At 66.6% G+C, this 13,850-nt stretch carries 13 protein-coding genes; 6 read left to right on the forward strand and 7 right to left on the reverse strand.

Going from position 1 to position 13,850, the window contains the following annotated elements; all coding sequences use genetic code 11:
- From AC07YR_RS22945 to sufU, 3 genes are all read left to right on the forward strand, one after another.
- Positions 1-2,119, forward strand: a 2,119-nt coding sequence (locus tag AC07YR_RS22945; RefSeq protein ID WP_494735380.1) for a helix-turn-helix transcriptional regulator, incomplete at its 5' end; no start/stop codon positions are given.
- 128 nt (positions 2,120-2,247) lie between these two features.
- Positions 2,248-3,579, forward strand: a complete 1,332-nt coding sequence (locus tag AC07YR_RS22950; RefSeq protein WP_436057084.1) for an aminotransferase class V-fold PLP-dependent enzyme — start codon at positions 2,248-2,250, stop codon at positions 3,577-3,579.
- A complete protein-coding gene (gene sufU / locus AC07YR_RS22955; protein WP_436057085.1) occupies positions 3,576-4,061 on the forward strand; it encodes a Fe-S cluster assembly sulfur transfer protein SufU in 486 nt (161 codons plus the stop codon). The genes AC07YR_RS22950 and sufU overlap by 4 nt, the downstream gene beginning before the upstream one ends.
- On the opposite strand, the gene AC07YR_RS22960 is transcribed toward sufU, so the two are convergent.
- Entirely contained in the window at positions 4,058-4,282 is a 225-nt protein-coding gene (locus AC07YR_RS22960; RefSeq protein ID WP_011691098.1) for a helix-turn-helix domain-containing protein, read from the reverse strand. The genes sufU and AC07YR_RS22960 overlap by 4 nt on opposite strands.
- Positions 4,283-4,479: 197 nt before the next feature.
- On the opposite strand from AC07YR_RS22960, the gene AC07YR_RS22965 reads away from it, so the two are divergent.
- On the forward strand, positions 4,480-4,617 hold the full coding sequence (locus AC07YR_RS22965; protein WP_156037236.1) for a hypothetical protein: 138 nt from the start codon (positions 4,480-4,482) through the stop codon (positions 4,615-4,617).
- 475 nt (positions 4,618-5,092) lie between these two features.
- On the opposite strand, the gene AC07YR_RS22970 is transcribed toward AC07YR_RS22965, so the two are convergent.
- The 3 genes from AC07YR_RS22970 to AC07YR_RS22980 are packed head-to-tail and all read right to left on the reverse strand — an operon-like array spanning position 5,093 to position 7,366.
- Complete coding sequence (locus AC07YR_RS22970; RefSeq protein ID WP_436057086.1) at positions 5,093-5,314, reverse strand: SCO4848 family membrane protein; 222 nt, start codon at positions 5,312-5,314, stop codon at positions 5,093-5,095.
- Between the two features lie 4 nt (positions 5,315-5,318).
- Positions 5,319-5,816 carry a DUF2505 domain-containing protein gene (locus AC07YR_RS22975; protein WP_436057087.1) on the reverse strand — a complete coding sequence of 166 codons (498 nt, stop codon included), beginning with the start codon at positions 5,814-5,816 and terminating at the stop codon, positions 5,319-5,321.
- A gap of 53 nt (positions 5,817-5,869) precedes the next feature.
- A complete protein-coding gene (locus AC07YR_RS22980; RefSeq protein ID WP_436057088.1) occupies positions 5,870-7,366 on the reverse strand; it encodes an SDR family oxidoreductase in 1,497 nt (498 codons plus the stop codon).
- A gap of 197 nt (positions 7,367-7,563) precedes the next feature.
- Between AC07YR_RS22980 and mfd the strand changes: the two genes are divergently transcribed.
- Together mfd and AC07YR_RS22990 are read left to right on the forward strand one after the other, a co-directional pair.
- Positions 7,564-11,244, forward strand: coding sequence for a transcription-repair coupling factor (gene mfd, locus AC07YR_RS22985; RefSeq protein ID WP_494735381.1), 3,681 nt, complete (start codon positions 7,564-7,566; stop codon positions 11,242-11,244).
- A gap of 4 nt (positions 11,245-11,248) precedes the next feature.
- Positions 11,249-12,073 carry a metal-dependent hydrolase gene (locus AC07YR_RS22990; RefSeq protein ID WP_200939390.1) on the forward strand — a complete coding sequence of 275 codons (825 nt, stop codon included), beginning with the start codon at positions 11,249-11,251 and terminating at the stop codon, positions 12,071-12,073.
- 106 nt (positions 12,074-12,179) lie between these two features.
- Here the strand turns inward: AC07YR_RS22990 and AC07YR_RS22995 are convergent, their stop codons facing one another.
- The 3 genes from AC07YR_RS22995 to AC07YR_RS23005 all read right to left on the reverse strand — a co-directional run.
- Positions 12,180-12,410 carry a hypothetical protein gene (locus AC07YR_RS22995; protein ID WP_436057090.1) on the reverse strand — a complete coding sequence of 77 codons (231 nt, stop codon included), beginning with the start codon at positions 12,408-12,410 and terminating at the stop codon, positions 12,180-12,182.
- Between the two features lie 73 nt (positions 12,411-12,483).
- On the reverse strand, positions 12,484-13,230 hold the full coding sequence (gene deoC / locus AC07YR_RS23000; protein WP_436057091.1) for a deoxyribose-phosphate aldolase: 747 nt from the start codon (positions 13,228-13,230) through the stop codon (positions 12,484-12,486).
- 92 nt (positions 13,231-13,322) lie between these two features.
- On the reverse strand, positions 13,323-13,850 hold a 528-nt coding region (locus AC07YR_RS23005; RefSeq protein WP_494735382.1), incomplete at its 5' end, for an FAD-dependent oxidoreductase.

Genomic DNA, 13,850 nt, shown 5'->3' on the forward strand with positions numbered 1-13,850 from the left:
CGCGCCCACCCTGGTGCGCGACATCCATGCGGCATCGGGCGCCAATGCGCTAACGGCCAGCTGGCTCGTCCAGGAAGCCCTGGCGGGTGGCCGGATTGTGGAGCGCGGCGGCAGTTGCGCCATCGTCCAGCCGCTGGACCCGTCGGAATCACGCCAAATCGACCTGGCCCGCAGGCGGATAGAAGCGCTTCCGCCGGAGCAGCGCCAGGTGGTCGACTTCCTGGCAGCCGGTGATCCGGCGCCACTGTCCATCCTGGCCAGGGCGGTGCCACCGGACGCCCTGGCCGCCTTGGAACAAGGTCATGTCATCCGGCTGCAGATCAGGAGCGACGGCGGGGCCGACGTTACCCTGAACCACGAAGCCGAGACCAGTGCAGCCCGGCTCTTTCCGGGTGGGACCGGGCCCCTGGACCTGCGCAGCGAAGCGGATCTGCACGGCAGGAGGCCCCGCTTCTCCGGCCGGCCGGGAGAGGAACCGTTGTGGGACCTCTTTCGCCGGGTGGAAGCGGCGCTGGAATCCGGGGCAGCTGTTGCAGACCTGGACCTCCTGGCCGTGGCCACCGCTGCAAACAATCTCTACGACAGCGACCGTGCCCTGAAGGCATCCGAATCCGTCAAGGCACCTGAGCTCCGGTTGATGGCACAGACGGAGGCCGCCCGGGCCCTGTTCCACTCCCACAAGTACGGCCAGAGTGCCGACGTTCTCCGCGGCCTCGTGGAAACCACCCCCGCAGTGCTGAGCATGGAGTTCGCACGGGCTGTTGCCCTGCTCCTGCAGGCACTCCTGCCGATGAATCCCGGTCGCGACGCGCTCCAATCCGTGCTGGACAGTGCGAGGCGGCGGCTGACCCTCGCAGCGGCTGCCTCTATTGGAGATACGGCCGCCGACACCTACCAAAACGCAGTCCAGGATGAGCTGGACGTCCTGCAGCTCTACCTGGAGTCGAGGGAGGGAAACTGGCCCGGCACGGGCGGGGAGCTGTTCCACCGGCTTTGCCCGGCCGGTTTCTGCGACGGAGGCAGTCCCGGTAGCAACGAGGCGCCGGGCACCCACGCCGGCATTCTGCTTCTGGCACTGGCCTCACAGGGGCTGTCCGTGCGGGGCAGGTCCGCTGACGCCGTCGAGCTTTCCACCCGGGCGCTTAACGCGGTGGAGCGCCTGCCGCGGTGCAGCGTCGACTTCCACTCCATGGTGCTCACCATCCATGCGTCCAACCTGGCCAGGTTCGGGCAGGGTGCCGACGCCGGGAGCGCCGAAAAGCGTGCCGGCCGCAACAGGTGGATGAGCTACCCGGGCGGACCCCTGCAACTTTTCCGGGCCATGATGTTCTGCCGGCATGCCGCTGCCGGCCGCATCCCCTTGCGTGTGTCCGGCGCTGACGGCGGTACAGCCGGTGAGCCGGACGATCTGCTGGCCCTCACCCTGGGCGCGCAGGCCACTGCGGAGTGGCTGACGTGGGACCTGGCACAGCTGCCGGCGGTTGGACCGACTGGTGCACCGGCGCCCGCCGAGGACCGGGCCGGGGACGACCTGGCCGGGGACGACCGCGCGGTTGACGGCGACGTCGCGGCCCGGCTGGCTGAAACGTACGCGGCCGTGGCACGTCCGGCCGTTACCGGAACCGCCGGGCCACCCCAAAGGATGCTTCGGAAGCCGGCCAAGGCGGCTGACGGCGCCAGGGGCCGCCGGGCACGGGAACTGCTGAACCTCGGAGTCGCGGGACGGCCGGAAGGTGCGGCGCTTGACCAGGCCGCCGACGGGTTGCCGGATTGGCGGTGGTCGAGTGACGGGAACACCGGTCCGGTGCCTGGCGAGTCCCTGGACCTTCTGAACGTCGTTCCCGGCCCCGGACTCGAATCCCTCGGCCGGACCGGCGCCAGCCACCGCGGGCCAGCCGAAATGAAGCGGCAGGCCGCGGATCCCGCCAAGCTCTCGCAACGGGAGCGGGAAGTGGCAGTACTTGTTGTCACCGGGATGGGAAGTGCACGTGTAGCGGAGGAACTCGGGATCGCAGTGAACACAGTGAACGCGCATCTGCAAAGGATCTACGGCAAGCTGGGGGTTTCCCGCCGCCAGGAGCTCGCTGAACTCTGGCACAGCCTGGACGGCACACGGTAGTGACGCTGCGCACATAAACGGTGCCGGGCAATAGTGGGACAATTGAGGAGTAGCACCGCGGACGCAAGCGGTGTGCCTGCCTGTGGCGGCGAGCCGTCGGCAGGTCTTGCCTATCAAGGAGCTCCAGTTTGGTCATGGTATCCACTTCCGCCACCGCAGCCGCCCAGGTCGCGCTAAGTGATGTCGAGGTCCTGCGAATTCGCAACGACTTCCCCGTCCTGGACCAGGAAGTCAATGGCAGGCCCCTTGTGTACCTGGATTCCGGCGCCACGTCACAGAACCCCAGAAGCGTGCTCGAAGCCGAGCAGGAATTCTATGAACTGCGGAACGCCGCCGTGCACCGGGGTGCCCACCACCTTGCTGTCCAGGCCACGGACGCGTTCGAAGACGCCCGGGCCACCGTGGCCGGCTTTGTGGGCGTGGCAGAGGACGAACTGGTCTGGACCGCGAATGCCACCGCGGGGCTGAATCTCCTGGCCTACGCCTTTTCGAATGCCAGCGTCGGACCCGTCCGCGGTGAGGCCGGCCGTTTCGCCCTTGGCCCGGGGGACGAGGTCCTGGTGACGGAGATGGAACACCACGCGAACCTTATTCCCTGGCAGGAACTCTGCCGGCGCACCGGTGCCACGTTGAAGTTCATCCCCATCGACGACGACGGCGCGTTGCGGCTTGAGGAGGCTGCGCGGCTTATCACGGGACGAACCAGGATCCTGGCGTTCACGCATGCCTCAAACGTGCTTGGAACCATCAACCCGGTTGCCGAGCTCGTGGCGCTGGCCCGGGCAGCGGGCGCCCTCGTAGTACTGGACGCCTGCCAGTCGGTGCCGCACCTGCCCTTGGACTTCAAAGCCCTGGACGTCGATTTTGCCGTTTTCTCCGGCCACAAAATGCTGGCGCCCACGGGCATCGGCGGAGTGTATGGGCGGCGGGAATTGCTGAACGCCATGCCACCGTTCCTCACCGGGGGCTCCATGATCACCACCGTCACGATGGAGAAGGCCGAATACCTTCCTGCGCCCCAGCGGTTCGAAGCCGGCACCCAGCCCATCTCGCAGGCAGTGGCGCTCGCCGCCGCCGCCAATTACCTCCAGGAAACCGGCATGGAACGCATTGCCGGCTGGGAAGCCTCCCTTGGCCAGCGCCTGGTCACAGGGCTGAGCGCCATTGACGGAATCCGTGTCGTGGGCCCGGCGGCAGGCGTGGAACGGCTCGGACTGGCAGCCTTCGATGTTGCCGGAGTGCACGCACACGACGTCGGGCAGTACCTGGACAGCAAGGGGATCGCCGTCCGCGTCGGTCACCACTGCGCGCAGCCGCTGCACCGCCGGCTGGGCCTGACGGCCACCACCCGGGCGAGTACCTACCTGTACAACACCACCGACGAAGTGGACCTCCTGCTGGAGGCTGTGGCCCAGGTCAGGCCCTACTTCGGCGTAGCGGGCACGGGGGCATCCAAATGAGCGCACTTGATGCGATGTACCAGCAGCTGATCCTGGAGCACGCGAAGTCCCGCAGCGGGTCCGACCTGACGGCTGACGAGGCCACGTCAATGCCTGACCAGCCGGGCGTGGGACAGTGCCATCAGCTGAACCCGGTCTGTGGTGACGAAATTACGCTGCGCCTGGAGCTGGAAGCGGCAGGAAGCCAGCCAACGGTGAAAGGCATCCACTGGCATGGCGACGGTTGCGCCATCTCAATGGCCTCTGCCTCAATATTGAGCGAATTGTCCGAAGGTGCATCGCCGGTTGAGCTGGAGGAAATGATCGGCCATTTCAGGGAGCTCATGCGCTCACGCGGCCGGCTTGAGCCGGACGACGAGATTCTGGGTGATGCGGCGGCCCTGGCGGGAGTGGCGAAGTATCCGGCCAGGGTCAAATGCGCCATGCTGGCGTGGGTGGCTGCCGAGGACGCGCTGCGGCAGGCCGTAGCCTCCGGCCGCTAGGTCTTGCCGGCTTCCGGATGCTCGTCGTCCGCGAGCGTTGAGTGGTGCTGCACATAGTCTTCGATCGCGTGCTCCGGGACCCTGTAGGAGCGGCCGAAGCGGACGGCCGGGAGGTCGTGCGCTTTGACGAGCCGGTACACGGTCATCCGGGACAGCCGCATGACTTCTGCGACCTCGGAAACTGTGAGGAAACGGGTATTTGAAAATCCTTCAGCGGCCACTGTTCTCAGCTCTCCTGGGACGTAGTTCAATCCTGAGGACGTACTTCAATCCTGAGACAAACGTCGCTGAGCCGATCGCCGATCTTACTGCCACTTTATGGCATGGTGAGCTTGATGTGAAGAGCGCGCGGCAATGGGGATAAAGACGAGTAGTGACTACTCTAGTGGCGTGCCGGAGGGGCCAGTAGCCTCTAAATATGGTTGATAGCCAGGACGACATTGAAGTGCGGCAAACGCAGCACAGGATTCACAGGGCGGAAATAGTCTGCGTGTTAGCTCTCGTGGTGCTCACGGTGCTGACCATCATGGCCGGCTTCTCCGATTTTGTCCGGTAACCCGCTCCGGTGAACTTTCGGTGCGGAGATATCAGCTTGCCTAAAGTAAAGCTCCGGTAGGTGGGGACCCGCCGGAGCTTAGATTGAAGTGTCTAAATATAAGATTAGTGGGGAAATACAACAATTACCCACGCGATAAGCCCCAATAGGGTCAGTGCGAAATACAACGACCAATTTCGGCGGTCGATTTTCCGGTGGCTACCGTGCCAAACCCGTTCCATATCTTGCGCGTCCATAGCAGAAATTTACGGCTTATCACGTTCAGATAACAGCGTGTTGTCCACTTCATCTACGCCCCCTCCTACTCCATTTGCCGTCCAGAGTACTCGGGTGGCCGGGGTGCTCCCTGGTTGTGTTCGGATAGGTCCATTGGGGGGTGGGCGCGCCGCATAGCTTTGGAAGTCGCGCAGGCAGGTTTGGGCCGTTCCTTCCGGCCGGCAGGGCGCCGGCCGGAAGGAACGGAACAGCCGGTTCGCTAGCCGACGAGGCCGGCGATGCCGATTGCCGCCGTGGCGGCGCCAAGCACCATCGAAACGGACACCAGGACCACGTGCACGGTGAGGAACCTGGTCGCCTTGCCGGCCGCGTCACGTGCCCGCGGATCCTTCATCACCCTTTTGAGGAACTGGGGCCAGACCACCAGTGACCAGACGCCGGCAATAATCAGGACCCAGGCGAGGGCAACGGGAAGCTGCACGGGATTAGTGGCTTTCCAGCCAGGCCTGCGCCTGCTGGGACTGGATGTTCAGGGCCTTGCCCACCATGGGCTCGGCAGCATCGGCAATCTTGCTGCCCAGGAACGGAACAGAAGACGTCACATTGCCTTCGAGCTCGACGCGGGTGCTGCCGCCGTCGGCGACAAGCCGCTGCACGGCGCTGACGTCCAGGGGGGCACCAGCGATCTTCAGGCTGATGCTGCTCTGCCGGGAGCCGTCGGCGGCGGGGGCGTCCCACGTCTCCAGCTGGGTTACCTTCAGGCTGTCGCCCACGAACTTGCGGGCAATCTCCGGCAGACGGGTGGTGGGCAGGGTGCGCACCGAGGTGGTGCTGAAAGCGCCGGCAAGATCGCCGTCGACCTTGAACGATTCAAGGGTTCCGCCCACCAGTTCACTGGTGTGGCGCTGGAAGTCTTCGTTGGCGAACACAGCGGTCACGCGGTCGACGCTGTGGGGCAGGGTGGTGGAAGCACTCAGTGCCATTGTTCCTCCATGGGGTTGGGGGTATGGGGCATCGGTTTTTTGCCTTCCACATCCTATGTGCTGGACGCGGCGGACTCCGATTCGGCCTCTGCCAGCTTTTGCGCAGCGGCAGTGATGTTGTGCGACATAGCGGGAAAAATGACGCTGTGGAACGGCAGGACTGCCAGCCAGTACAGCTTGCCGCTGAGGCCCTTCGGGAAGAAGATGGCGCGCTGCCGGTAGCGGCTGCCCGTCCCGTCCGGCTCCACCGACAGCTCCAGCCACGCACGGCCGGGGGCGCGCATCTCCGCCCGTAGCCGCAGCAGCCGGCCGCGCTCGATCCGTTCGGCACGCCACCAGTCCACCACTTCGCCCTCGGCGAGCAGGTGCGGGTGCCGGCGGCCCCGGAGCAGGCCTGCCCCTCCGGTGAGCTTGTCCAGCCAGCCGCGGACCCGCCACGCCAGCGGCAGGGAGTACCAGCCGTTGCGGCCGCCGATCCCCTCAATGATGGTCCAGACGAACCGGGGGTCCACCGGGCTGGAATAGCTTCGCTCGTCCACGTACACGCGGTGTCCGGCCCATTCCGGGTCGCTCGGCAGCGGGTCTGCGTCGGCACCGGCGCTGGCCCACGTCGTTTCCACCTGGGCGTCGCGTTCCTTGCCCAGGGCGAGGGACACGGCACGCCGATACGGTGTCAGTCCGCCCTCGGGCAGCGGAATGTAGTCGTCGATGTCGTGTTCCCTTGAGATGGCGTCGTGCTGGAGCGATTCGACGAGCGGCAGGGACATAGACAGGGGAATCGGCGTGGTCAGGGCCACCCACATGCCGGCGAGTTTCGGTGCGGGGATGGGCAGCGCGAGCACCACGCGGTACGGCAGGCCGGCCTCGGCGGCGTACTCCTTCATCATGGCCGCATAGGTGAGGACCTGTCGGCACCCGATGTCGAAGGTGCGGTTGATGTGCTCTTCCAGGGACGCTGCTGCGACAAGGTAGTACAGGACGTCCCTGACGGCGATCGCTTCGATCCGGTTCCGGACCCAGCTCGGGGCCGGCATGAGGGGGAGGGTCTCGGAGAGGTGCCGGATCATCTCGAACGACGCCGATCCGGACCCGATCACGACGCCCGCCTGGAACACGACGGCGTCCACCGGACTCGCGAGGAAGACTTTGCCGACGGCTTCCCGGGAACGCATGTGCGTTGACAGCTTCGCGCCTTCGGGGTGGAGGCCGCCGAGGTAGACGATTCTTCCCACCCCGGCGTCGGCGGCCGCCGTGGCGGCAGTCTCCGCCATCGCCTTTTCTTTGGTCTCGAAGCCGGCGCCGGCTGCCATTGAATGGACCAGGTAGTAGAGCACGTCGACGCCGTCCAGCGCTGCCCGGAGCATGCCGCCGTCGTCGAGGCTGCCTTGGATGACCTCAACCTGATCCAGCCATGGCACGCCGGCGATCTTGGCGGGAGTCCGGACGACCACTTTCACCGTGTGCCCCGCCTCGAGGAGCCGGGGGACCAGGCGTCCGCCGATATAGCCGGTGGCGCCGGTGACAAGCACGGTTTTCGGGATGCCGTTCATGTGGATCTCCTTGGAACGAAAGCGGAGTGCGTCGATGCACAGCCAGCTTAGCAATCGGGTCCGGCTGCATCGCCGGACTTCCGGAGGAGCGTACTCACCGCTCCGCCGTCGCGGTAGGCTGGGAAGACCCGGGATTCTCGCGAATTTCGGGTTTTCGTGTTGCCTGCTTTCCCGTGATCATTTCAGGAGCTTCTGCCATGAGCCTCAACGGCCCGTCACTCACAGGCCTTCGCCGCGCGCTCGCCGGAGACACAACGTTTGCCCGCGTGCAGGCTGAAGCGTCCCGGGGTTTCGGAACCCGCAGCGAGGATTACCAGATCAGCGCGCCGGCAGGCCTCCGCGCGGCGCTGCTGGCGGAAATGTCGGACGGCCTCGCAGCCACGCATGCAGCCGCCGGCGCTTCGCGTGCGGCCACCCACGACGACGGCGGCGCGCCCCTGGTCCTGGCCGTCACCGCCACCGGCCGTGAGGCGGAGGACCTCACCGCGGCGCTGCGGGCCTTCCTGCCGGCCGATTCCGTGGCCGAATTCCCCAGCTGGGAAACACTCCCGCACGAACGGTTGTCCCCGCGTTCGGACACCGTTGGCCGCCGCCTGTCAGTGCTGCGCCGGCTGGCCCACCCGGGCACAGCCTCGGGAGGACCGCTCCGCGTGGTGGTGGCTCCCGTCCGCGCCGTGGTGCAGCCGATCGTGGCCGGCCTGGGCGACCTGGTTCCCGTAACCCTTAAGGTCGGCCAGGAGGCTCCCTTCAGCAGCGTCGTCAAGAGCCTGGCCGACGCCGCCTACGCCCGGGTTGACATGGTGTCCCGCCGCGGCGAATTCGCCGTCCGCGGCGGCATGCTGGACGTCTTCCCGCCCACCGAGGACCATCCCATCCGGGTCGAGTTCTTCGGCGACGAGGTGGACCAGATGCGCTGGTTCGCCGTTGCCGACCAGCGCTCCCTGTCCTCGCCCGGCCTGCACCACCCCACGGAACTGCACGCCCCGCCGTGCCGCGAAATCCTGATCACCCCGTCCGTGATGTCCCGGGCAGCGACACTGAAGGCACAGCTGCCCGCCGCTGCGGACATGCTGGAGAAGATCGCCGGCGGCATCGCGGTGGAAGGCATGGAATCGCTGGCTCCCGTCCTGGTGGATGCCATGGTGCCCTTCGTTGAACAGCTGCCCGCCGGGTCCATCTCCGTGGTGATCGAGCCCGAAAAGGTCCGCACCCGCGCCCACGACCTGGCCGCGACCAACGAGGAATTCCTGGAAGCTGCATGGTCAACGGCGTCCGACGGCGGCACCGCACCGCTGGACCTCAGTTCCGCGGCCTCGGCTGCCCTGCATTCGGCAAGCTTCCGCTCCCTGACGGAGACCCGCACCGCAGCCCTGGGCCAGGAGGTCTCGTGGTGGTCCATCACCTCGCTGGCCACCGACGAAGAGCTGACCCCGGACATCAACGTCCTCAACCTGCATGCCCGGGAACCCCGCGGCTACCAGGGCGACGTCGCCGAGATGATGGAGTTCATCGGTTCGCACGTCCGCGACCAGTGGCGACTTGTGGTTGTCACGGAAGGTCCCGGCCCGGCCCAGCGGCTGGCTGAACTGTTCCACGACAACGACATCCCCTGCGCCCGGGTGGACTCGCTGGATGACGAGCCGCAGGCGGGCATCATCGAGGTGACCACCGCCGCCGTCGGACGGGGTTTTGTGCTGGACGGCCTCAAGCTTGGCCTGCTGACGGAAGCGGACCTGCTGGGGCGCACGTCCGCCGGTTCCACCAAGGACATGCGCCGGATGCCGTCCAAGCGGCGGAACGCCGTGGACCCGCTCCAGCTCGTGTCCGGGGACTCCGTGGTGCACGAACAGCACGGCATCGGCCGGTTCGTGGAGCTGATCCAGCGCAAGGTGGCGGGAGGCGGCGACGGCGTGCGCGAATACCTTGTCCTGGAATACGCCCCGTCCAAACGCGGCGCTCCGGGGGACCGGCTTTTTGTCCCCACCGACCAGCTGGACCAGGTCACCCGCTACGTCGGCGGGGACACCCCGGCGCTGAGCAAGATGGGCGGCGCGGACTGGGCCAGCACCAAGTCCAAGGCCCGCAAGGCCGTCAAGGAGATCGCCGGCGAGCTGATCCGGCTGTACTCGGCCCGGATGGCGTCCCGCGGCTACGCCTTCGGCCCGGACACCCCGTGGCAGCGCGAGCTGGAAGAGGCTTTCCCCTACGTGGAGACGCCGGACCAGCTGACCACCATCAATGAGGTCAAGGCTGACATGGAGCGCGAGATCCCGATGGACCGGCTGATCTCCGGTGACGTGGGCTACGGCAAGACCGAGATCGCCGTCCGGGCCGCGTTCAAGGCCGTCCAGGACGGCAAGCAGGTGGCCGTGCTGGTCCCCACGACGCTGCTGGCCCAGCAGCACTACGAGACGTTCACCGAACGGTTCTCCGGCTTCCCGCTGGTCGTCAAGCCGATGTCCCGTTTCCAGAGCGGCAAGGAGGCCAAGGAAACCGCCGACGGCGTCAAGGCAGGTTCCGTGGACGTTGTGATCGGCACGCACCGGCTGCTGTCCAAGGACTTCGGATTCAAGGACCTCGGCCTGGTGATCGTGGACGAGGAGCAGCGCTTCGGCGTCGAACACAAGGAAGCGCTGAAGAAGATGCGCACCAACGTGGACGTCCTGGCCATGAGCGCCACGCCGATTCCGCGCACCCTGGAAATGTCCCTGACCGGGATCCGCGAGACCTCCACCCTGGCCACTCCGCCGGAAGAACGCCACCCGGTGCTGACCTATGTTGGCCCGTACACGGACAAGCAGACCTCCGCCGCGGTCCGGCGGGAACTGATGCGCGAGGGCCAGGTGTTCTTCGTCCACAACCGGGTGTCCACCATCGAACGGACCGCCGCCAAGATCCGCGAGCTGGTGCCTGAAGCCCGCGTGGAGGTGGCCCACGGCCAGATGTCCGAAAGTCGGCTCGAGCAGATCATCGTGGACTTCTGGGAGAAGCGCTTCGACGTCCTGGTGTGCACCACCATCATTGAAACCGGGCTGGACATCTCCAACGCCAACACCCTGATTGTGGACGGTGCTGACAAATACGGGCTCTCCCAGCTCCACCAGCTGCGCGGACGCGTGGGCCGCGGCCGCGAACGTGCGTACGCGTACTTCCTCTACCCCTCCGAGAAACCGCTGGGCGAGGTGGCGCTGGAACGGCTCAAGGCCGTGGCAACCCACAACGAGCTCGGCGCAGGCATGCAGCTGGCCATGAAGGACCTCGAAATCCGCGGCGCCGGCAACCTGCTGGGCGGCGAACAGTCCGGCCACATCCAGGGCGTGGGCTTCGACCTCTACATTCGCTTGGTGGGCGAGGCCGTGGCGGACTTCCGTGGCGAGGCTGAGGAGAAGGCCGCCGAAATGAAGATCGAACTGCCCGTCAACGCCCACCTGCCCCACGACTATGTGCCGGGCGAACGGCTGCGCCTCGAGGCCTACCGCAAGCTCGCTTCCGCGCTCACGAACGAAGCGATCGACGAGGTCCTGGCCGAACTCGTGGACCGCTACGGCGAACCGCCGCTGCCCGCGCAGAACCTGATCGCCGTCGCGCGCTTCCGGGTGGGAGCCCGCGAAGCCGGGCTGTCCGACGTCGCCCTGCAGGGGAACTTCATCAAGTTCTCCCCGGCGCAGCTGCCCGAATCCAAGACCATGCGGCTCAACCGCATGTACCCCGGTGCGCAGTCCAAGCCCGCCCTCGACGCGGTGCTCATTCCCAAACCGAAGACCGCCAAGATCGGCGGCCGGGACCTGCAGGACGCCGAGATCCTGGAGTGGGCCAACGGGGTCATCCGGAACATCTTCGCTGATGCCGCTGTATCTGCGACACCGGCGGTGAAATAAAAGGATGATGGGAGGACATCACGCCGCGTCGGGAGCCGCGGCGTGGGTAGCCATTGCCTCAACAGGGCCGTACACTCTGGGCTGGTACCCGCTGGACGCCACCGGAATCCTGATCGGCGGCATGGCGACGGCTGGAACCGCGCTGGTGTGCGACTGGGACCACCGGCACAGCACGGTCGCCAATTCGCTGCCGCCGCTCTCGAACGTGATTGCCGTCGGGATCGAAAATGCCAGCGGCGGCCACCGACAGGGAACGCACTCCGTACTCGGGGCGGCCTTTTTCGTGCTGCTGGCCACCATTGCCGGGCAGATCCAGCTGCACACGGACTGGGGCCTGCTGTCCGTGGGCGCCGGCCTGCTCTGCATGTTCATGATTAACATCGCCGCCAAGGCCCTCAAACTCTTCCCCAAGTCAGGCTTCATCAGTAACTGGCTCTTCGCCCTGACCATGGCCGGCCTCGTCACCTGGTTCGCGCCGGATCAATGGACCTGGCTGCCGGTCTCCATGCTCACCGGGGTGGTGGTCCACATCGTCGGAGACATGATCACCACCGGGGGAGTCCCCTTGCTCTGGCCGATCGTGATCAAGCCGCCCAGGTTCCTGCGGAAGCTGCCGGTGCTCAACGACGTCTGGAAGGCCAACGGGGCGTTTTCGATCCCCCTGCTGGGACGGGCCGGCTCCCGCCGCGAGTGGCTTGTGCTGATTCCGGTGAGCGCCTACGCCATGGTGGGGATGTGCGTGGCCGCCTGGGCGCTGGCCAAGGCGCATTACCCGGCCGCACTTGCCCTCGGAAGCACCCTTGTCAGCAGCCTGTTCGGCGCCGGTTAGCCGCACACTGCAGCCAGCGGCGCGGCCGGCCGACTAAGCAGCCGGCCGCTTAAAGAGCTGAAGCCCCCGGAAAATCCGGGGGCTTCAGGCGCTTAAGTTCGAAGGCTTAGTGCTCGCCGGCCGAATCCGAACGGCCCAGGATGGTCTGCGGGATCCAGAACGCTGCCGCGAACAGGACCAGGCAGACGGCCATCGGCCACGGGTTGCCGAGCGTGAGGAAGGACAGCGAGTAGATGGAGCCGAGGAACAGGACCATCATGACTGCGAAAACGGCGATGCTCCCGGCAAGGCTGTTCTCGTTCTGAGGGGTCTTGGGGCTATCAACGGTCTTGGACATTCATTCCTCCTCGGCCCCGCAGGGCTCAAAACGCCCCGAAGGGCTCAAAAAACTGTGGCGTTTCCGGACCAGGTCAGTACGCGGACGAACCCTGTTCACCCTTGACGATCGCAATGCCGGAACTGGCGCCTATACGTGTTGCACCTGCTGCAATCATAGCCTGCGCGTCAGCCAGCGAACGCACGCCGCCGGAGGCCTTGACCCCGACATCCGGGCCCACCGTGCGGCGCATCAGGGCCACGTCTTCAACGGTGGCGCCGCCGCCGTTGAATCCCGTGGATGTCTTGACGAAGTCCGCTCCGGCCTCCACCGCCGCCTCGCAGGCGAGGACTTTCTGGGAATCGCTCAGCAGGGCTGTCTCGATGATCACCTTCAGGATCGCGTCGCTGCCGTGCACAGCCTCGGCGACGGCCCTGATGTCATCAACCAGCGCGCCTTTGTCATCGGCGCGGGCGGCTGCGATGTTGATGACCATGTCCACCTCGTCGGCCCCGTCGAGCACGGCGCCGCGGGCCTCGAAGGCCTTGACGTCGGTGGGCGTGGCTCCCAGAGGGAAGCCGACCACCGAGCAGGTCAGGACGCCCGAACCCTTGAGCGCGGTGCTGACGGTCTTGACCCACACCGGGTTCACGCAAACGGATTTGAAGTGGTATTCGGCGGCTTCGGAGCAGACCTTGAGGATCTCCGCTTCACTGGCCTCCGGCTTCAGCAGCGTGTGGTCGATGAAGGAGGCTATTTCTGCCGATGCTGTGGCCCCGGGTGCGGTGACTCCCGCGGCGGCGGCGTCAGGTGTGCCGGCCGCGGTGGCTTCGTTGCTCATGGTGGTCCTTCCTGGTGGGCCTGCCGGGCCTCGTGGGCAACAGGCGCCGTTTTCTTCGTGGCTTCTCAGGTGACCATCTTGCCACAACGATGCTACGCGGCAGCCTGCACAGGCGCCTGCAGCGTTGCCTGCATAAGCTGGGCTGCGCAGGCCCCCGCGGCGGAGCCGGAGGCCACCAGGAGGCCCAGCCGGACGCCGTCGTAGGAGGCGGCGTCGCCGATGGCCCAGATTCCCGGGACGGAGGTCCGGAAGTCCTGGCCGATCACAATGCCGCCGTTTGCAGCCGTCTCCAGGCCTGCACTGGCCGCCAGGCCGTCCCGCGCCACGCGTTCCTCGGCCAGGACCACGAGGTCGCCATTCATGCTGCTGCCGTCGTCGAAGACGATTCCTGCGGCCGGGAGGACAGAGCCGGCGAGCGTCGGAACGACGGCGGCCGGCCGGAGCGTGGTGCGGACGGGCCTCACACCGCGGGCGCGAAGCACCGCTTCCGCCTGGCCGGCCTCCGGGCCGGTTCCCACCAGGATTCCCAGCGGCCTCCGGCCGAGGACGCGGGTTACTTCCTTCACGGCGTCACCGATGCGGGCGGCGTCGTCGATGGTGGAGTAGCTGAGGCAGCGGCC

The organism is Arthrobacter sp. GW460-12-1-14-TSB2, assembly GCF_059423525.1.